We start from the raw sequence: 19834 nt of genomic DNA, 5'->3' as shown, positions 1-19834 counted from the left end.
AAGCGCCTCGTTTCGGTAACCTGCTCCGGCTTTTCATCCTTCAAAGGGGCTTAGAAATGAGGAATCGATTTGTGTCAGGGCTGGTCGGCGTCGCCGCGGCTGGAATGGTGGCCTTTGCCGTGGGTTGCACCCACACCCGGGCACCAGACGCGTCGGTCGCGGCGAAGCTTGTAGGCGAGCCTTCGGGCGGCCAAAAGGCATTGGCACTCCTGAAGGAAGGAAACAAGCGTTTTCTTGAAGGACAGGCGGAAGCACCGGCGACAGACGCGGAAACGATCCGGATTGCCGCGGAACAGGGGCAGCGGCCGTTTGTGACGATCCTGACGTGCTCGGACTCGCGCGTGCCGGTAGAGCGCGTGTTCGATCGCGGATTTGGAGAGGTGTTTGTCGTGCGGGTCGCGGGAAATGTGACCGCACAGCACGAGACCGGAAGCGTGGAGTATTCGCTGCTGGCGCTCAAGGTGCCTCTGCTGGTCGTGATGGGACACACCAAATGCGGTGCAGTTCAGGCAGCATGCGCAGGCAAGAACGTGTCCCCCAATATCGACTCGTTCCTCGCGAGCATCGGACCGGCCGTGCGCCGGGTCCGAGCCGAGCACCCGGAGCTAGCCGGCGATGCGCTCGAAGCGGCCGTGACAGAGGAAAACATCCGACAAACGCTGCACGAGCTGTATGTCACGAGCCCGGAGATTCGAGAAAAGGTTTCCAAAGGAGAAGTGGAAGTGGCTCTGGCCGTGGTTGATATCGCGACGGGAAGTGTCAGGTGGTTGGGCAACGTGCCGAAGCCGTAGTCTTCAGGCCGCGATAAAGAGACCGGCGACGCTCGCGGTCATTTGGGTCGCGAGCGCGCCGCCGACCATAGCGCGGAGCGCAAGACGTGCAAATTCCTTGCGCCTGCTCGGCGCGAGCACGGAGAGTCCGCCGATCTGGATCGCGATCGAGGCGAAGTTGGCAAAGCCGCAGAGGGCGTAGGCGGCGATCTGCGCCGAGCGGGGCGAGAGTTTTGCGACAATTTCGCCCCCGGTATCGACATCCAACCCGGGATGGAGCGCATCGGCGAGATGCAGGTAAGCCACAAACTCGGTGAGGATGAGTTTTTCGCCGAGCAGCGAGCCAATGAGCGGCGCATCTTTCCATTCGATGCCCATCGTCCACGCCAGCGGCGCGAAGAGCCGGCCGAGAATCACCTGCAGCGACAGTTCGGAAATCCCCTGCGTCGCGAGCCACGCCTTGACGGACGAGATTTCGCCGATGGCGTGGATCGGCCAGTTGATGAGCGCCAGGAGCGAGATGAAGCCGATCAACATCGCGGCGATGTTCGCGGCGAGTTTCATTCCGGTGGTCGCGCCGCCCGCCGCGGCATCGAACACGTTCGCGTGATCCTCGTCCGCCGCGGCGTGGAGGCTGCGCGCATCTTCGGGGGGTGGAGTCTCGACTTCGGGGACGATGATGCGTGCCATGACGAACGCGGAGGGAGCGCTCATCACGCTGGCGGCGATCAAGTGTTTCGCGAAGAGAACGCGGCTGTGTTCGTTGTCGCCCCCGAGCATGAGGACGTATGCGCCGAGCACGGAGCCGGCGATGTGCGCAAAGCCGCCGAGCATGACGAGCATGAGCTGCGCGCGGGTCATGCGCGGGATAAGAGGGCGGATGGTGAGCGGGGCTTCGGTCTGGCCGATGAACATGTTGGCGGCCATGCAGGTTGCCTCGGCGCCGGTGACGCGCAGCGTTTTGCGCAGGCACCACGCGAGCACCGCGACGATGCGCTGCATCACTCCGAGGTAGTAAAGCACGCTCATCAGCGAAGAGAAGAAGATGACGATCGGCAGGACCTGAACCGCGAAGATGAAACCCCAGGGTTTGGATTTGTCCCTGAGAGCCGAACCAAAGACGAAGTCGGTGCCCGCCTGCGACATGTCGATCACGCGGTTGACAAACCACCCCATGCCTTCGAAGAAATCGCGGATTCCGGGAAGGCGCAGGATCGCCCCGGCAACGAGGATCTCGACAATGACGCCGATGAAGACAAACTTCCACGGCACCTTCGAGCGGTTGGTCGAGAGCGCGAAAGCGAGAAGGATCATCACGCAGATACCGAGTAGCCCGGTGTATTGACCCACGGTGAACTCCAGGCCCGAACGACGCCGGGCGTGAGCAGTAGTAGAACATTTTTGCGGTTCAACGTCCAATCGGCGTGCCGCCGAGGGGATTCGCTAGACTCGCGGCTCCGCTCTGTCCGATCGAAGAGAACCGATGCGCATCGCGATCCCCAAGGAAATCCACGCCGGCGAGAAGCGAGTCGCGGCGACGCCGCAGACCGTGATGCGGCTGTGCAAAGTGGGCTTTGAAGTCACCGTGCAGGCCGGGGCCGGGCAGAACACCGATATCAGCGACAGCGCGTATCAAGAAGCGGGCGCGACGATCGTTGATGACGCAAAGGCGCTCTGGGCCGGCGCCGGCGTCGTGCTCAAGGTTCGGCCGCCGCAGACAGGCGGCCCGCACGGGATCGACGAAACGGAGCTGATCGCGCCGGGCACTCTGCTCATCAGCTTTGTCTGGCCAGCGCAGAACCGCGACCTGCTCGACAAGCTCGCGGCGAAGCGCGTGACGGCGCTCGCGATGGACTGCGTGCCGCGGATCACGCGCGCGCAGAAAATGGATGCCCTTTCCGCGATGGCGAACATCGCCGGATACCGCTCCGTCATCGAAGCGGCGCAGCACTTTCCTCGCTTCTTCACGGGTCAGATGACCGCGGCGGGGAAGATCGATCCGGCGAAAGTGCTTGTGATCGGCGCGGGCGTCGCGGGACTCGCCGCGATCGGCGCGGCGCGCTCGCTCGGCGCGATCGTCCGCGCGTTCGATCCGCGTGCCGCGACGCGCGACCAGGTGAAGAGCATGGGGGCCGAGTACCTCGAACTCCACGTCCAGGAAGAAGCCGAAGGCAAAGGCGGTTACGCCAAGGAAATGAGTGACTCATTCCTCAAGGCCGAGATGGCGCTCTTCGCCACTCAGGCCATGGAGGTCGATGTCATTATCACAACGGCGCTCATCCCCGGGAAACCGGCACCAAAGCTGATCACGGCCGGCATGGTTGAGAGCATGAAGCCGGGATCGGTCATCGTCGATCTCGCCGCCGAACAAGGCGGCAACTGCGCGATGACGCGCCCCGGAGAAGTTGTCACGCACAAGGGCGTGACGATCGTCGGTTACACCGATCTGCCCAGCCGCGTCGCGAGCCTTTCGAGTCAGTTGTACGGTGCGACGGTCGCGGCGCTTCTCGAGGAAGTGTGGCACGAAGGCGTGATCCGCATCGAAGAGAGCGATCCGGTCGTGCGTGGTGCGATGGTGACGCATGAAGGACGTGTGACATGGCCTCCCCCGCCGCTACCAAGCCCCACGCCCGCACCGCCGCCGGAGCCCGGTGTTGCCGCGAACACGGCGAGGGCCGAAGCGGCTTCGCAAGGCGCGATCGCCGCGGCACCGTCGGTCTCGTCAGTCTGGGTCTGGCTGATCCTCGGAGCAGTCGTGTGCGTCGGGATCGCCCGCGTCGCGCCCGCCTCGTTCCTGAGCCACTTCACGGTATTTGTGCTCGCGTGCTTTGTCGGCTGGCAGGTCATCTGGAACGTCAAGCCCGCGCTGCACACTCCTCTGATGAGCGTCACCAACGCGATCAGCGGCATTATCCTGATCGGCGGGATGCTTCAGCTTTCCGGCCCGGCCGATGGCCCCGTCTTCACCGCCGCGGCGATCCTCGGCGCCATCGCGATCCTCATCGCGACCATCAACGTCGCGGGCGGATTCCTCGTCACGCAGCGCATGCTCGCGATGTTCAGGAGGAACTCCTGACATGAGCGGCGAAATGCGCGAAAGTCTCTCGAATCTCGGCTACATCGCCTCCAGCGTGCTCTTTATCCTGAGTCTCGCGGGCCTTTCGAAGCAGGAATCGGCGCGGCGCGGCAACGCGCTTGGCATCCTTGGCATGGTCATCGCGCTCCTCTCGACCGCCGTACGCCCCGATTTCGGCGGGTATGGCCTGCTGATGGCGGCGCTTGTTCCCGGCGCGATCGTCGGCGGCGTGCTTGCGCGACGTGTTCAGATGACCTCGATGCCGCAGCTTGTCGCGATCCTGCACAGCTTCGTCGGCGCCGCGGCAGTGCTCGTCGGCCTCGCGACCTATCTCGGCCGGCACGCGCTCATGAGCGACGCGGAGTTCAAGATCCACCTCGCCGAGATTTTCATCGGCGTCTGCATCGGCTCGGTCACCTTCACCGGCTCGGTCATTGCGTTCGCAAAGTTGCAGGGGAGCATCTCGGGCAAGCCGCTCATTCTCCCGGCACGTCACCTCATCAATCTGATGATGGTGGTGATCACCGTCGGCCTGGGAGTCTGGTTCTATCGCGAATCGGGCAACGCCACCGGACACGAATCCCACGCCGGCATCTGGCCGCTGATCATCGCGATCTTCGTGACGGGCGTGCTCGGCGCGCACTCGGTCATGGCGATCGGCGGCGCGGACATGCCGGTGGTCGTCTCGATGCTGAACAGTTACTCCGGCTGGGCGGCCGCCGCGGCCGGCTTCATGCTCAGCAACGACCTGCTCATCATCACCGGCGCGCTCGTCGGCAGCAGCGGCGCGATACTGAGTTTGATCATGTGCCGCGGCATGAACCGCTCGCTTGTCAGCGTGATTCTCGGCGGCTTCGGAACCGGCGAAGGAAGCGGATCAGGTGCTCCGGCGGCGCCGCAGGGCGAAGTCCGCTCGATCGATACTGCGGGCGCCGCGGACCAGCTTCAGCGCGCCAAATCGGTCGTCATCGTCCCCGGCTATGGGCTCGCGGTCGCACAGGCGCAACACGCGCTCGCGGAAGTCGTTCGCTCGCTCCAGTCGCGGGACATCAAAGTTCGCTTCGCGATCCACCCCGTCGCGGGCCGATTGCCCGGACACATGAACGTGCTTCTCGCCGAGGCGGACATCCCGTACGACATCGTGCTCGAGATGGACGAGATCAACGACGACATGCCCGAAACCGATCTCGTGCTCGTGATCGGCGCGAACGACATCGTGAATCCGAGCGCGTATGAAGATCCGAACAGCCCGATCGCAGGGATGCCGGTCATCGAGGTCTGGAAGGCCGGGACCGTCATCGTCATGAAGCGCGGCATGGCGAGCGGCTATGCGGGCATCGATAATCCGCTGTTCTTCAGGCCCAACACGCTGCTGCTCTTCGGCGATGCGAAAAAGACGGTCGAAGGCCTGCGAAATGCCCTCACGCAGTAATGCTCCCGGACGACAGATGTGAACTCAAATGCCTCGTAGTGACCAGTATTTCCGCTTTGCAATTCCTGTCGTCATCGCCCTGAGTCTACCGGGATGCACGGCGAACACGGCGCGGCTATCTCAAGACGACGCAATTCAAGTAGCGTTGCAGGAAGCCTCTCGCAAGGGCTTTACTGCGCCAACGGTGGATTCCGTTGACGTCTGGAAGCGGAAGTGGCAAGTACACATCAGCTCAAACCCACCCACGCCCGGCAGCCATGCGACCGTATTAGTCTCCGATTCCGGCGAAGTACTGAAGTATCAGCCCGGCCTTTGACGCTACCCCATCATCCGCGTCACCGCCCAATACAACCCGACGCACGCGATCGCCGCGGACGCCGGGATCACGACCGCGCTCCGGTACCAACTCTTCCGCGCCGCCCAGCCGATCACGGCGAACGCCGCGCACAGCACGATCAACTGCCCCACTTCAACTCCGACATTGAACCCCACGAGCGCCGGCACGAGCACGCTCCGCGGCAATTCCATCTCCTTAAAGGCCGAGGCGAACCCCAGCCCGTGCACAAGCCCGAACAAAAACACGATAATCGCGCGCAGTCGCAATTCAGGAGCCCCCTCCCGGAGGGAGGGGGTTTGGGGGTGGGTGCCGTCTTCTGTCTTTCCCGATTTGCTCCAAATATTCTCAATCGCCACCGCGGCGATCGACAACGCAATCAGCGGCTCAATCACTCTCGGTGGCGCAACCACGATCCCGGTCGCGGCGAGCGCCAGCGTCACCGAATGCGCCAGCGTGAACATCGTGACCATCACCAGCAGCGACTTCACCCTCGGGCTTGCCAGAAACAGCCCGAGTATGAACAGCATGTGATCGAGCCCTTGGGGAACGATGTGCTCGATGCCGAGGCGAACAAAGGAGCCAAAGCCGCCGTGCCGCGGCTCTTCCCCGCCGGTGTCTCTCAGCGAGAATGGCTCGCTCCGCACTCCGGCGGCGAGCGGAACCGCCTGCGCTTCCCTGCCCGGCGACTCAAACGCCAGGACAAGGTCGCCGAGCACCTCCGGGAACTGCACACCGATCGCCCCTGCCGAGGGCGGCACGTCGAACGCGAGCACCGCATCCGCGAGCCACGGCAAGCGCGGTCGCTCGCCCGGCGTGCGCACGTCTGCCTTCCACTTTTCCAAATCCGCTGCGCTCGGAAATGCCGCCATCCGAACAGGAACGATCGTTCCATCCGCGCGCACGAACGCATGTCGCGCCAGCCGCCCCGCCGCCTCTTCCAATGACTCCCGAATCGCTCCGTCTGGCCCATCGACAAGTCGCCAGAGTGCCGCGTCGTCGGCTTTCGAAGGTTCTTCGTTCAAAACAAACGAAAGAACATCGAAATGAAGGGTGAGAGTGCCCCGCCGTTGCTCGTCAACTTTGAGAACTGCCGCGCACCGCACCGCCGGGTGCGCGATCGCCACGCGTGCGCCAAGTCCGAGCGCGATCATCACAAGCGCCCGAGCGAGCCACTTCACGGCAATTTCGCCTCGTCGTGCAGCGCCTTCAGCGCATCATCGGTGAGCGCCGAATCCCAGATGGTGAACGCGCGGATCTCGCCCTCGAACCGCCGCTCCTTCTCCCATGGATCGAGCGGCGCAATCCGGACAACATTCTCATCATCCGCCAACTCTCCCTCGTTCTCGCCGACGAGCACACCGTCCTTGTACAGCCGCACGGTCTTCCCGTCGAACGTCGCCGTCAGCATCTGCCACTTGCCGACTTCGAGCGCCGCCTTGCTCGCCAAGTCCCCGTGATGGCTCCAGAAGTGCTCGCCACCGGAGAACTTCGCGAGATACCTCCCGTCTCCGCCGCTGGCCTTCGATGTCCGCCCGAACCCGACGATCAGCGTGCGATTTTCCGGCTGCTTCTCCATCTTCACGAAGCAGTTGATCGTCCATGGCTGCGCCCCCTTCACCGGCAACCCCTTCACGTCCTTGATCTCCAACGTCGGCGAGCCCGCGGCAAACGATTCCAGCGAATACACAGGCCCGCGCACGGTCAATTCCTGCTTCAACTCCATCGAATTCCGTGCCGGCGCACGATCCGCCACAGGATTGGCCTCAAGCACATACGTCTTCCCCGGCTCGAGCGGCGAAACCAATTCCAGCTCGATCCCGCATCCGTCCCGCGTCATCTTCGCGCCGCGAACGGTCGATTCGCCCCCGACCGAATACTGCCCCACCTCCGCGTACCGCTCGTTCACCGGCTCGCTGAAGTGCAGCACGATCCGCCGGCTCCCGGCGCACGCATCCACACTCACAAGGGTCGGCGCCGTCGTGTCATGCACCTTCACGTCCAGCGAACTCACCGGCCCGAACTTCCCATCGTCATCGAGCATCGCCGCCTTCACGGTCGCCGGCGCGCTCAACCAGATCGGTTCGCGATAGACCCGCGACGACGGAGTCGGATCGCTCCCGTCCGTCGTGTACCGCATCGCCCCTTCGCGCCAGTACAACTCCGGCACAATCCGCACGGTCATCGCGTCGTTCGGATCCCCCGAAGCAACGACCTTCACCGCGCCGCCCTTGTGATCCTTCAGCGTGTCGAAGAGCGGCCAGGCAGCTGTCGCGCCGCCGCTCCGCCCCTCCGCCATCGTCGCGCCGAAAACCAGCACATCCGCATCGTTTGGAAGCGTCAGAGACTGCACGCCGCTCGGAACCTCGATCGCCTGCGCGAAGATGTACGAGTACTGATAGTGCGCATCGCCCTTCGGCGTGTGATAGTGCGAGCTGAACCACGCGATCGGCGCGGGTTTCACATATCCGGGTTCGAGCCCCGCCCACTCGTTCTTCCACTGGAACGCCATCTCCGGGACATCACCCTTCCAGAGCCGGTTGTCCCACTGCCCGACATACCCGCGCCACGATTGAACGCGCGCGGGCACGGTCCGCTCGCCAACCCGGAACTCGGCGTCCTTATCAACATCGCGTGCCGCGGCAAGCACATACACCGTTCCTCCCGCGCTCGACGGCAGCGCCACCGTCTGCCCCTTGCATGTCACCGCATCATTTGTTCCGTCGCCAATCGCGATCGAAACGCCACCGACTTCGACCGACCGCGGCAATTGCTCTTTCGCGAGCGACCGGCCTTCATTATCAATCGAAGCGGCGGCGCGATCCGCGTTCGTCGTCGAGACCCTCGTATCGAACGCGAGAGCCACCGGCTTGGAAATCGCCGGCACCGATGCTTTGTCGGCGGGATTCACCTTCAGGGCGAAAGCCTTCAGGCTGAACGGGGTCAGCACCGCCTTCAGAGCGCCACCGTCCACAGTGGCAGATGCCGTTTCTCGTTCCTGACCATCGACGCGCTTCGCGCTCGCGATGCCGCCTCCAATCGAAAGCCTCGCATCCGCCTGGCGCCCTTGAGTCTCGCGCAAGCGCACGATCACCTCGTCCGAAGCCTCTGCTTTCTTGAGTGCAACAACCTGGGCGCCATCGCAAGACCCGAGCGTAATCTGCTTGCCCAGCTTTCCGTCGTGCTTGGGAACGAGGAATGCCCGCAAAGGCGAATTCACCCGCGCCGCCTGCTGCACTGTGGCGGCACTCGACCAATCTCCCGCGTGCGGATAGAGAGCCGAAAGCATCTCGTGCCGCCCGATGTCCTGCGTCCCCTGATCCTGATACCCGCCCCTCACGCCCGGCGTGTACAACATCGTGAGGCGGAGCGTGCGATCATCGGGCTTGTCCGATCCGTATTTGCTGTCCGACAAGACCGAAGCCCCGAATTTCCCGGAAGTGTCGGTCAGATCGAACCACTGATGCGAGGGATTCTCGTAGCGTTTCGCGCTGTTGTTGTCGCGCGTGATCGCTCCCGCCTGAATGTCGTAGGTCGCGATCGGATTGGATGCCGCCAGAACGAACGTCTGCTTGAGGCTGCGCTCGCGCGTGTTCCAGTCGATGTGCGTCTCGAACTCGACGCGATCGCCCGCGCCTGCAAGCCGCACGAATTGTGTGAACACGGATCCCTCGTGCTCGCGCCGAACCCTGATCGCCACGCGTGCCGGCCCGTCCTCGGCGATCGAAATGTCCGCGGGCGCATCGGGCGTCTGGCCGACTCCATCTCCGACAAAGCTGCGAGGCGGCTGCTGCCGATCCGCCCAGTCCATGTTCCACGCCGGCCAATCGCGCGGCTTCTCATAGAGCAGCGCCAGCCGGATCGGCTCGGCGAGCACTTCGCGATTTCCCGCCTTGTCAAAGACGGACACAACATCGCCGTTCTCTCCGATCGTCACCTTCAGAGATCCGCTCTCGAGCACCCGCCCCGAAACGCGCAGGCCCGATTGCCCGCCCGGCTCGCGTGCGATCGGCCGCACATCAAAAACGGATAGACTCATCGGCTGCACATTCGGCGCGAAGACGATGTGCGCCACGCCGTTCTCGACCGATGCCACCTGCGCCGGAACATCCTTCTCATCCGGCCCGATCACCCGCACCGCGCGCCACTCGCTCTTCCACGAGATTTCCGCATCCACGGCGTCGGCCCGAGCAAAGCCCAGCGGGTTGTACACGAGCACGCTTGTTCCCTGCGTGTGCGTGTTCATCTGCGCCGACAGCGTGTCTACCGCGTGCGTCAGAACCTGCGAAAACAGATTCCCCGCGATCACCTCGTCGTTCCACGCGTACTCATACGCCTTGGGCAGGCTCGTCCCGGGCAGAATGTCGTGCATCTGCGAGCCGAGCACCAGCGTCCACGCATCTTCGAGTCGCTGCGCCGGATACTTCTCCCCCGTCAGCCACCACGCCCAGGTCGCCGCGGTTTCCGCGGCATTTGCCAGCAGTTCATTCTTCCGATTCCACCGCTTCATGTACGCCTGCGATGTGATCGACCCCGCCGAGTGCTCGGTCAAGAGCAGCTCGCCCTTGTACGTCGGGAGACCTGCGCGCATCTCCGGGTGCGCATCGATCGCGCGGAACATCCAGTCTGCCGGCCCGCTGATCACCTTGATCGCGCCGTCGGTCTTGACGCTCTCTTCGACCATTGCGACCGACTCGGGCGTCGGCGCGCCGCCGGTATCGCCCGTACCGTAGTAGTGGTAATCCACGAACACGCCCGATTGCTTGCCGTTGTTGTCGATGCGCGCCTTCCAGCTCGCGCTATTCGCCAGATTTTCTTTCACCTGACCGACGTACGCGCCCGGGTCGAGTGCCGCGAGCACCTCGCTGTCATCCGGCCCGATCCAGCGTCCGACCTTGAACGGGATCCCGACCGGCGAACCCCACGTCAGTTTCTGCGTTGAAAACCCTTGAATCCCGCAGTGATTGAGGAGCGTCGGCAACGCCGCGGGAAACCCGAAGCAATCGGGCAGCATGAATTCCTGGCTTGCGATCCCGAACTCGCCCCGGAAAAACCTGTTGCCGTACAGGATGTGCCGCACGAACGACTCCGCAGACGGAACGTTGGCGTCGTTCTCATCGACGGATGACCCGCACGGGAACCACTTGCCCGCCGCGACATACCCCTTGAGTTTCTCGAACTCTTCCGGGTAATACTCCTTCATCATCTGGTAGCGCCGCGACCCAGAAAAGTTGAACACGTAATCGGGATACTTCTCGAAGAGATCGAAGTTCTTGTGGAGCGTGTCGGCGATGAACTCGCGGATCGTCTGCGGATACGCCCAGCGCCACTCCGTATCCAGGTGCGCATATCCGACCACATACAGCGTCGGCTTCGACTTAAAGTCCACTTCCGGTGCCGCCGGCGCCTGCGCAGGCTCCGCCGCGCGGGCGGCGCCGGCACATGTCAGCGCACACGCAACCGCAAGTGCACCTCCGAAGCCCCTTCCCTGAGGGAAGGGGTTGGGGGAAGGGAGAGCATTTCTTGCCGCGGCGCGGAGTACGCAAACCCAACTCGCTTTGCGAATCCTCGGAGTTGCTGATTCCGCATTCTTCATCTTCGTTCCTCTCCGCGTTCTCATGTGATTGCCTTTCCAGGCTCACAGTCCCAACTCTCTCTTCAACAACTCCGCCATTCCCCTGACATCGCTCACTCTCTCCACCGCTCCGCGAAACTCCTCGTGCACCAGCTTCCGCGCCAGCTTCGCGAGCACCTGCAGGTGCGCCTTGGCATCCGCACCATCCGGGACCGCCAGCATCATCACGTGTCGCACCGGCAACCCATCATTCGAGCCCCACTCGATCGGCCTCGCCAGCCGCCCGACCGCGACCGAAACCGAGCCAACAGCCTTCGTCCGACAGTGCGGGACGGCAAAGCCGAATCCCAATCCCGTCGAGTACACCGCCTCGCGCGCCCAGACATCCTCCTCGAGATCTCCGGGCCGGTCCGTTCTGCCGCCGCTGTAGAGAATCCCGACCATCTCGCGGATCGCCTCTTCTTTCGTTGACGCCGCGCACTCGAGTTGGATCAGTTCGACCGCGATCGGCGACACATGGGATCCCATCGCTCCAAGTGTTCCTGCCCACTCGCCGCCCTGAGTGTGCGGATTCGAAAGCACCGCATCCAGCGCCGATTTGCATTCGTCAGAACTGAGTCCAGCAAGCCGGTGCTTCATCTCCGCGCCGCTCACGCCCGAAACACTGATCTCATCCAGCCCGAGCGCGAGCAGAATCGCGAGATTCGCCGTACGCGACGCCATCTCGCCGCAAATCCCGATCCACTTCCCTGCAACGTGCGCGTCGCTGACCGCGCGCTGCAGCATCCGTACAAATGAAGGCTCGAGTTCATTTGCGAGAGGGGCGACTTCTCCGTTCCCCCGGTCCGCGGCAAACCAGTACTGTGAAAGGTCGTTCGTCCCCAGACTGAAGAAATCCGCGTGAGGTGCAAAGCTCGCGACCGATGCCGCCACCGCGGGCGTCTCGATCATCATTCCAACCTGCAACGGCGGCGCAGTGAAGCCGCCGTTCGCGAGATTCTTTTCGACCGCGCGCACCTGCGCCTGAAACCATTTCATTTCCTCGACCGTCGTGATCATCGGAGCCATGATCCGCACGGTTCCGGGCGCGACTTCCGAAGAGCGGACGATCGCCCTGAGCTGTGTCCGCAAAAGGGTCGCGTGCCGTCGGTAAAGCCGCGCGCCCCTCGCGCCGAGAAAAGGGTTCTCCTCGAAAGGCAAGTGCAGAAACGGCGCCGGCTTGTCCGCGCCGATGTCGAACGTGCGAAAAACAATCGGCCTTCCGCCCGCCGCGCGTGCCGCACCGAAAAAAGTCTCGAAGAGCTCTGCTTCCGTCGGCGCCTTGGTCCGGCCCAGATACAGAAATTCGGTGCGGAAGAGCCCGATGCCGTCCGCCCCTCCCGCGACCGCGCGCCCGACATCCTGCGCCGAAGACGCGTTCGCGCCGATTTCGAGCGATTTGCCGTCGCGCGTTTTTCCGCCCATCGTCCCGAACGAAGCGAGAAACTCGGCACGCCGACTCTTCGCGAGTTCGTCGAGTCCATAGAGCCGGAGCACGCGTTCATCGGGATCGGCAACAGCGAACCCGAATGCGCCATCGACCAGCATGCGCTGCGCCGCCATCGCGCGAAGAAATTGCTTCGGTGCACCGACGATTGCGGGCAGGCCCATCGATCGCGCGAGAATGACCACGTGCGATGTCAACCCGACCTCGCCCAGCACCAATCCGGCGAGCTTGGAAGCGTCGAACCGGAGAAGCTGCCCGGGCGTCAGTGAATCCGCGATGACGACCGATGGCTCCGTCAACGTCGGAACCTCGTCGCCGATCTCGGTGCCCATCGCGCTCAGAATCTGGATCGCGAGATCGTGCACGTCCGCGGCGCGCTCGCGGATGATCGTGCTGTTCGCGGCCTTGAGCCGGTCCGCAAACTCTTCCGTTGCCTGCGCCACCGCGCGCTCCGCGCCGGTTCCATCGGCGATCCGCTGCTCGACCGCCGCGTTCAATTCCGAGTCATTCAGCATCAGGCGGTGCGCCGCGAGCAGTTCCGCGCTCGTGCCCGAGGCTCGTCGCAACCGTCTCTCTACTTCGTCCGCCGCGGTCTCGATCGCCCGCCGAAATCGCCTCGATTCATCTTCGGGTTTCTCGACCGCCCGGTCCGCAAGGCTCTGCTCGAGCGAACGCGAACGCACCCGCACCACCGCCCCACGCCCGATCCCAGGAGAAGCAGGTCGGCCCGAAACAACCTGTACGCCCATGCGCTGGAGTGCCGCGGGAACCCGCGCGGGCGCCTCGATGAACTCGCCGTCTTCCCCGGCCTTTTCTCCGAAGTGCGAGCGCACCAGCGAGTCGATCTCCGACGAGACCGTTGTCGCGTCCGCCCCGTCGATGCTGATTTCCCAGACATCTCCCGGCTGGATATCGAGCGCGATCACCGAGAGGACGCTGCGCGCATCCGCCTCGGCAACACCCGACTTCTTCACGAGGACGCGCGACTTTGCTTTCTCCGCGATCTGCGCGATCAGGCTCGCCGGCCGGGCGTGCAGCCCGTGTTTGAGGTCGCACGCGAATTTCAAAGTCGTGGACACGGGATTCTCTCGCAGCGCAGGCTCGCCTTATCCGATCGCCCGGGCGAGCACGGCGCCGGGATTCTTGATCGCCTCCGCGACCCCGACCTTGATGACCTTCTTGCCGTCGAATCGCTCCTTCTTTTCGACCTCGATATCCACGGCGAAGATCACGACATCCGCGTTTCGTACGTCCGCCGCGCTCAGTTCGTTCTCGATCCCCATTGCACCCTGCGTTTCCATCTTGATCTGATGGCCCGCGGCCTTCGCCGCCTTCTCGAGATTCTCCGCCGCCATGTAGGTGTGCGCGATCCCCGTCGGACACGCCGTCACTCCGATGATCTTCATGCCAGTTCCTCCGGCGCACCCTTCCGCTTCGAAAACGACTTCAAGAGATTGATGAGCAGCGCCGTCGTCACCGTCCCCGCGATGATCGCGACCACGTACATCATGCGATTGTCGATCACGGGCAGAACGATCGGCCCGCCGTGCGGCGCGTGATTCCCCACTCTAGCGAGCATCGCGATCACCGCCCCGACCATCGAACCCGCCATCAGGCACGGGATCACCCGCAGCGGATCTGCCGCAGCAAACGGGATCGCGCCCTCCGTGATCCCGATCGTGCCCATGCCGAGCGCCGCGAGGCCCGAATCGCGCTCCTCTTCCGACCAGAGCCGGCGTGAGAGCAGCGTTGCAAGCCCCATGCCGAGCGGCGGCGTGCAGATCGCGACCGCGCACGCCCCCATCGGCAGGAAATTCCCCTTCGCAATCAAACCTGCCGAAAAGAAGAATGCAACCTTGTTCACCGGCCCGCCCATGTCGAACGCGATCATCGCACCGATCACCGCTGCGAGCAGAATCGCGTTTCCTGTCTGCATCTCCTTTAAATGAACCGTCAACCAGTCCATAAGGTCCACGATTGGCGGGCCGAGCAGCAAGATCATCGTCGCGCTCACGATCAACGACGACACGATCGGGATAATCAAAATCGGCATTACCGGCTTGATCAGCCGATGCGTAGGCACTTTCTTGATCAGCGCGACGAGATACCCGGCAAGCAGACCCGCGACGATTGCGCCGAGAAATCCGGCGCTCAACTCCTTCTCTCCCGGCTGCGGGAAAAACGCGAGCACGCGCAGGTCGTTGCACAAAAACCCGCCGATCGCCCCCGGCACCAAGCCCGGCTTTCCCGCGATCGAATAGGCGATGTACGCCGCCAGGATCGGCAGCATCAGCTTGAACGAGAGCACTCCGATTTTGAGCAGGAACATCAGCGCCGGAACGGTGCTCGGATCGGGCGCGTGCGACTCGGGATTGGAAGGCGCGAACGCCAACGCCGCGGCAATCAGAATGCCGCCGCAGGCAACAAACGGAATGGCGTAGGAAACTCCGGTGAGCAGATGCTGACGGAGTTGTTTGAAAAAGTCGGTGATCATGCGGATTGAAAGCCACCAGCGGGGTTTGGAAAGTGGCCCAGTCTACCGAAACCAACCGACGCCAGCCCGCGAATGTTGCTTGTCCTGGCCCCTTTGGGCACTTGACCCCGGCGGGAAACGCGCCTTGTATTGCCGTCCGAAATTCGCCGATAGAACGCGCATGACACTCACCAGCAGCAAATTGGGCAAATCGAAACAGGCAAAAAGCCTGTCGGCGGCCCTTTCGCGCGGTTGAGATCTCTTCGATCCACTGACGTATCCGGGCCGGCCGACTGCCGGCCCGCTCTGCTTTTGCAGCCGCGGGAAAACCAAACCCCGCGGCTTTTTTCTTGTCCCCAGTTTTCCCCCGGTTTTTCAAGGAGATTCAGCATGTCCGCCTCCCCGACCACCGCGTCCGCCTCGACAAACTGCCCCGAATGCGAAGGCAACGTTCCGTTTGTGCGCCGTCCGCTTCAGGGCGAAGTCGTTCGTTGCCCCGATTGCAACGCAGAGCTCGAAGTGACCGGCCTCGACCCCGTTCGCCTCGAACTCGCTCCCGAAGTGCAGGAAGACTGGGGCGAGTAATCCCCGCTCGATGCCTCGATGCCCCTTGCCTTGATGCCTTCTTGTCTTTCAAACCCTTCCCCTTTCTGTGTCTCTGTGCCTCTGTGGTGAACTTGTCTTCCGGAGCCCCCATGCGCATCGGTTTCCTCCACTCCCGCATCCGCGTCGAAGAACGCCTGCTGATCGAAGAATTCGAACGCCGCGGCATCGAGTTTGAATTGCTCGACGTCACGAAGTTCCAAGCCGAGATCCACGATCCCACGCCTTGGCAGCGCTTCGACGCGGTCTTCGAACGCTGCGTCAGTCAGACACAGGCTGTTACCGCGGTGCGCGTGCTCGAGTCCTTCGGCATCCCGTGCATCAACCCGAGCGCGGTGATCGAAGCCTGCGGCGACAAGCTCACAACTTCGCTCATCCTCGCCCGCAACGGCATCGCCACTCCGCGCGTTCGGGTAGCAGTCGACCCCGAAACCGCGCTCGAGGCTATCGAGGAAATGGGCTATCCGGTGGTGCTCAAGCCGGCGGTCGGTTCGTGGGGAAGATTGCTTGCCCGGGTGAACGATCGCGATGCCGCGGAAGCGATCGTGGAGCACAAGTCCACGCTCGGTTCCGTGCAGCACGGGGTTTTTTACATTCAAGAACACGTCGACAAGCCCGGTCGCGACCTGCGGGTGTTCGTCGTCGGTACATCGCCGATCGCGGCGATCGAGCGGCGGAGCGAGCACTGGATCACCAACACCGCGCGGGGTGGTCAGGCCGCGGGCTTCGCGATTCTGCCGGCGATCGATGATCTCTGCCGGCGCACCGCGCGCGCGATGGCGGGCAACGCCGGCGCGCTGCTCGCAATCGACCTTCTCGAATCCTCCGACGGCCGCGTGCTCGTGAGCGAAGTCAATCACACGATGGAGTTCCGCAACTCCATCGCGACGACCGGCGTTGACATTCCCGGTCGGATGATCGACTATGTGCTCGGCATTGCCGAGAAGCAGAGCGTGAACCGCGTCTCGCACGCCCGTTCGCCCGTGCCCGCCGCCGCGGGGTTGGGAGTTGCATGAGTTCGCCACTCCGAGTTTCGATCGTCGGCGGCTCCGGTTACGGAGGAGGCGAGGTTCTTCGCCTGCTCCTTGATCATCCCGGCGTCACGGTTTCGCAGATCACCTCGCGCCAGCAGACAGGGAACTACGTCTACAGCGTGCACCCGAACCTGCGCGGCCGAACGACACTCCAGTTTTCCTCGCCCGATCAGCTCGAACCGTGTGATGTGCTCTTCCTCTGCATGCCGCACGGAGAAGCGAGCGGCAAGATCGAGCGCTTCACCTCGCTGGCGCAGCGCGTGATCGATCTCTCGGCAGATTTCCGCCTGCGCGACGCCGCGCAGTACCAGCGCTGGTACGACGAACCGCATCCTTCTCCGGCGTGGCTCGACCGATTCGTCTACGGATTGCCCGAACTCCGGCGTTCGCAACTCGCCGGGGCGAAGCTCGCCAGCGGCGTCGGCTGCAACGCGACCGCGATCAACCTCGCGCTTCTGCCGCTGGCGCGCGCGGGGCTCATCAAGTCCGTCGTCGCCGATCTCAAGGTCGGTTCCTCCGAAGCCGGCAACGCATCCAGCCCGTCGAGCCACCACCCCGAGCGCTCCGGCAGCGTGCGCTCCTTCGCACCCACCGGCCACCGCCACCAGGCCGAAGTGCGCCAGGAACTGATGGATCTGCATGGTGCGTTCGACCTGCACATGAGCATCACCTCGGTCGAGCTCGTGCGGGGTGTTCTCTGCACGGCGCACGTCACCCCTACTCAACGCGTCGAAGAAAAGGCGCTTTGGAAGCTCTTCCGCGAGGCGTACGGCAAGGAACCGTTCGTGCGTCTCGTGAAGGATCGATCGGGCATCCATCGCTATCCCGAACCGAAGATTCTCGCGGGCACCAACTACTGCGATGTCGGCTTCGAGTGCGACCCCAACTCGGATCGCATCGTTGTCCTCTCCGCAATCGATAATCTGATGAAGGGCGCCGCGGGTTCCGCCGTCCAGTGCATGAACCTCATGTGCGGCTTCGATGAAAGTCAGGGACTCACCTTCACCGGCCTTCACCCGATCTGATCTATGTCAACCCACTCAGACATCACCGTGGTCAAGCTCGGCGGCAGCGTCGGCAAGGAACCCGGCCCTTTCTGCCGCGATGCGGCCGAACTCATCTCGCGAGACCAGCGCCTCGTCATCGTGCACGGCGGTTCCGATCACACCAACGAACTCGCAATCGCGCTCGGCCACCCATCGCAGTTCATCACCAGTCCGAGCGGCCACACGAGCCGGCGCACGGATCGCCGCACGCTCGAGATCATGCAGATGGCCTGCCGCGGATTGCTCAATCAGCAGATCGTCGAACAGCTCGGGCGAAACGGCGTTCGCGCGATCGGACTCTCCGGGATGGACGGCGGCACGTGGCGAGGCGAGCGCAAGGCCGCGATTCGGGCCGTCATCGACGGGCGCGTGACCGTCGTGCGCGATGACTTCACCGGAACCGTGAGCGAAGTCAACGCGGCGCTGCTGCGTCAATTGCTCGATGCCGGCTTTACACCCGTGCTTTCGCCCCCCGCCGTGAGTTTCGAGGGCGAGCCGATCAACGTCGATGCCGATCGTGCCGCGGCAATGACGGCTGCGGCGCTCAACGCGCAAGACCTCTTGCTGCTCAGCAACGTGCCGGGCCTGCTCGCGAAGTTCCCGGATGAATCGTCGCTGATCGACCGCCTGCCCAAGTCGCAGATCGAGTCGGCGCAGTCCGCGGCACAAGGGCGCATGAAGAAGAAGGTGCTCGGCGCGGGCGAAGCGCTCGACGCGGGTGTCCGTCGCGTGATCATCGGCGATGCGCGAAGAGAAAACCCCATCTCTCAGGCGCTCCAGGGTGTTGGAACCGTTATCGAATGAGCGTCCCACTCGCAACTCCGAAGCCGACCACAGCCCGGCCACCAATGTCCGACGAGGAAGCCGTCGCGCTGCTTGTCGATCTGGTTCGAACTCCGAGCGTGAGCACACAGGAGCGCGCGTGTTCCGAGTTACTCGCAACCCGGATGGCGGCGCTCGGTTTCGAGACCGAGATCGATCCGAGCGGGAGCGCTGTCGGCGTGCGGGGCGACCTTTCTCCATCCGTAAGGGAGATCGTGCTGCTCGGGCACATCGATACCGTTCCCGGCGATGTTCCGGTCCGGCGCGAAGGCGACTTGTTCTTCGGACGCGGCGCGGTCGATGCGAAGGGACCGCTGGCGGCGTTCACCATCGCCGCGGCACGGGCGACCCTTCCGCCCGGCGTTCGCGTTCGCGTGATCGGCGCGACCGAAGAAGAATCGGCAACTTCGAAGGGCGCTCGGTTCGCGTGCGCGACGTACCGCGCCGATGCGTGCATCATCGGCGAACCCAGCGGCGCCGAGGGCGTGACTCTCGGCTACAAGGGCCGCGTGATTGCATGGCTCGACGTCGAAACGAGTTCATCGCATTCGGCCGGTCCCGAGCAAACAGCGAGCGAGATCGCCTTCGAAATCTGGTCGCGGGTGCGTGAAGCCGCCGAGCAATTGACGCCGGGCGCGCAGCGCGTGTTCGATCGCGTGCAGGCGAAGCTGCGATCCATGAATTCCTCCCACGACGGCGTCACCGATCGCGCATCGCTCACGCTGGGCTTTCGCTTGCCGCCCGGCATTGCCCCTGCGCAGATCGACGATCTCTGCCTGCGCGCCTCGCATTCGTTCCTCGGCGCGCGATGGTCTTTCTCCGGCCACGAAGTCGCGCATGTCGCGGAGCGCAGCGGCTCCGTTGCTCGCGCGCTCACGAGCGCGATCCGCGCCGAGGGTTTGAAGCCGACACCGAAGCACAAGACCGGCACATCCGACATGAACGTCGTCGCGCCGATTTGGAATTGCCCGATCGCCGCGTACGGACCCGGCGACAGCGCGCTCGACCACACGCCGAACGAGCACATCCGGATCTCGGAATACCTGGCGTCGATACGGGTTCTGACCCGCGCGATCGAAACCATCGCGGGCGATTTGTAGTTCCGCGCGAAGCGCAGCGGCTTGTTCAAGTGTTGTGCATCGTGCCGCGCCACGCGCACCCCTGCGCTCATCGCAGCGCCATG

The 19834-nt window shown here is 63.7% G+C and carries 14 protein-coding genes; 8 read left to right on the top strand and 6 right to left on the bottom strand.

What is annotated here, in order from left to right:
• The first annotated feature begins 56 nt into the window (after positions 1–56).
• On the top strand, positions 57–791 hold the full coding sequence (locus tag KF691_07355; GenBank protein ID MBX3389259.1) for a hypothetical protein: 735 nt from the start codon (positions 57–59) through the stop codon (positions 789–791).
• A 3-nt stretch (positions 792–794) separates the two neighbouring features.
• Here KF691_07355 and KF691_07350 read toward each other — a convergent pair whose 3' ends face one another.
• Positions 795–2120, bottom strand: coding sequence for a hypothetical protein (locus tag KF691_07350; protein MBX3389258.1), 1326 nt, complete (start codon positions 2118–2120; stop codon positions 795–797).
• Positions 2121–2253: 133 nt separating this feature from the next.
• On the opposite strand from KF691_07350, the gene KF691_07345 reads away from it, so the two are divergent.
• The gene (locus KF691_07345) at positions 2254–3846 is read left to right on the top strand and encodes a Re/Si-specific NAD(P)(+) transhydrogenase subunit alpha (GenBank protein ID MBX3389257.1); all 1593 of its coding nucleotides are present in this window, start codon (positions 2254–2256) and stop codon (positions 3844–3846) included.
• 1 nt (position 3847) lies between these two features.
• Positions 3848–5278 (top strand): NAD(P)(+) transhydrogenase (Re/Si-specific) subunit beta, encoded by a 1431-nt coding sequence (locus tag KF691_07340; protein MBX3389256.1) that lies wholly within the window; start codon positions 3848–3850, stop codon positions 5276–5278.
• Between the two features lie 318 nt (positions 5279–5596).
• Here the strand turns inward: KF691_07340 and KF691_07335 are convergent, their stop codons facing one another.
• The 5 genes from KF691_07335 to KF691_07315 form a co-directional block, all read right to left on the bottom strand.
• Positions 5597–6793 carry a HupE/UreJ family protein gene (locus KF691_07335; GenBank protein ID MBX3389255.1) on the bottom strand — a complete coding sequence of 399 codons (1197 nt, stop codon included), beginning with the start codon at positions 6791–6793 and terminating at the stop codon, positions 5597–5599.
• On the bottom strand, positions 6790–11001 hold the full coding sequence (locus KF691_07330) for a chitobiase/beta-hexosaminidase C-terminal domain-containing protein (GenBank protein ID MBX3389254.1): 4212 nt from the start codon (positions 10999–11001) through the stop codon (positions 6790–6792). Before KF691_07330 ends, KF691_07335 begins: the two co-directional genes overlap by 4 nt.
• A 249-nt stretch (positions 11002–11250) precedes the next feature.
• Complete coding sequence (gene ptsP / locus KF691_07325; GenBank protein ID MBX3389253.1) at positions 11251–13752, bottom strand: phosphoenolpyruvate--protein phosphotransferase; 2502 nt, start codon at positions 13750–13752, stop codon at positions 11251–11253.
• Between the two features lie 27 nt (positions 13753–13779).
• Positions 13780–14079 (bottom strand): PTS fructose transporter subunit IIB, encoded by a 300-nt coding sequence (locus tag KF691_07320; GenBank protein ID MBX3389252.1) that lies wholly within the window; start codon positions 14077–14079, stop codon positions 13780–13782.
• Positions 14076–15167 (bottom strand): fructose-specific PTS transporter subunit EIIC, encoded by a 1092-nt coding sequence (locus KF691_07315; GenBank protein ID MBX3389251.1) that lies wholly within the window; start codon positions 15165–15167, stop codon positions 14076–14078. Before KF691_07315 ends, KF691_07320 begins: the two co-directional genes overlap by 4 nt.
• A 369-nt stretch (positions 15168–15536) precedes the next feature.
• Here KF691_07315 and lysW point away from each other — a divergent pair, with 369 nt between their 5' ends.
• The 5 genes from lysW to KF691_07290 all read left to right on the top strand — a co-directional run bounded on the left by lysW (position 15537) and on the right by KF691_07290 (position 19751).
• The gene (gene lysW, locus KF691_07310) at positions 15537–15731 is read left to right on the top strand and encodes a lysine biosynthesis protein LysW (protein ID MBX3389250.1); all 195 of its coding nucleotides are present in this window, start codon (positions 15537–15539) and stop codon (positions 15729–15731) included.
• 110 nt (positions 15732–15841) lie between these two features.
• A complete protein-coding gene (gene lysX, locus KF691_07305) occupies positions 15842–16765 on the top strand; it encodes a lysine biosynthesis protein LysX (GenBank protein ID MBX3389249.1) in 924 nt (307 codons plus the stop codon).
• Positions 16762–17808, top strand: coding sequence for an N-acetyl-gamma-glutamyl-phosphate reductase (argC, locus tag KF691_07300; GenBank protein ID MBX3389248.1), 1047 nt, complete (start codon positions 16762–16764; stop codon positions 17806–17808). Before lysX ends, argC begins: the two co-directional genes overlap by 4 nt.
• Positions 17809–17811: 3 nt before the next feature.
• The gene (locus tag KF691_07295) at positions 17812–18633 is read left to right on the top strand and encodes a [LysW]-aminoadipate kinase (protein ID MBX3389247.1); all 822 of its coding nucleotides are present in this window, start codon (positions 17812–17814) and stop codon (positions 18631–18633) included.
• Positions 18630–19751 (top strand): [LysW]-lysine hydrolase, encoded by a 1122-nt coding sequence (locus tag KF691_07290; GenBank protein MBX3389246.1) that lies wholly within the window; start codon positions 18630–18632, stop codon positions 19749–19751. Before KF691_07295 ends, KF691_07290 begins: the two co-directional genes overlap by 4 nt.
• The last annotated feature ends 83 nt before the right edge of the window (positions 19752–19834 follow it).

Source organism: Phycisphaeraceae bacterium, assembly GCA_019636555.1.
In the GTDB taxonomy this organism is placed as follows: Bacteria; Planctomycetota; Phycisphaerae; order Phycisphaerales; family UBA1924; genus JAFEBO01.
The sequence above is the reverse complement of the archived record's forward strand: the minus strand, read 5'-3'. Positions and strand labels throughout refer to the sequence as shown.

Excerpts from the sequence above, each read along its gene's own strand:
- KF691_07355 (MBX3389259.1), top strand. The coding sequence starts at position 57 with ATGAGGAATCGATTTGTGTCAGGGCTGGTCGGCGTCGCCGCGGCTGGA.
- KF691_07345 (MBX3389257.1), top strand. The coding sequence starts at position 2,254 with ATGCGCATCGCGATCCCCAAGGAAATCCACGCCGGCGAGAAGCGAGTC.
- KF691_07340 (MBX3389256.1), top strand. The coding sequence starts at position 3,848 with ATGAGCGGCGAAATGCGCGAAAGTCTCTCGAATCTCGGCTACATCGCC.
- KF691_07320 (MBX3389252.1), bottom strand. The coding sequence starts at position 14,079 with ATGAAGATCATCGGAGTGACGGCGTGTCCGACGGGGATCGCGCACACC.
- KF691_07315 (MBX3389251.1), bottom strand. The coding sequence starts at position 15,167 with ATGATCACCGACTTTTTCAAACAACTCCGTCAGCATCTGCTCACCGGA.
- lysW (MBX3389250.1), top strand. The coding sequence starts at position 15,537 with ATGTCCGCCTCCCCGACCACCGCGTCCGCCTCGACAAACTGCCCCGAA.
- lysX (MBX3389249.1), top strand. The coding sequence starts at position 15,842 with ATGCGCATCGGTTTCCTCCACTCCCGCATCCGCGTCGAAGAACGCCTG.
- argC (MBX3389248.1), top strand. The coding sequence starts at position 16,762 with ATGAGTTCGCCACTCCGAGTTTCGATCGTCGGCGGCTCCGGTTACGGA.
- KF691_07295 (MBX3389247.1), top strand. The coding sequence starts at position 17,812 with ATGTCAACCCACTCAGACATCACCGTGGTCAAGCTCGGCGGCAGCGTC.
- KF691_07290 (MBX3389246.1), top strand. The coding sequence starts at position 18,630 with ATGAGCGTCCCACTCGCAACTCCGAAGCCGACCACAGCCCGGCCACCA.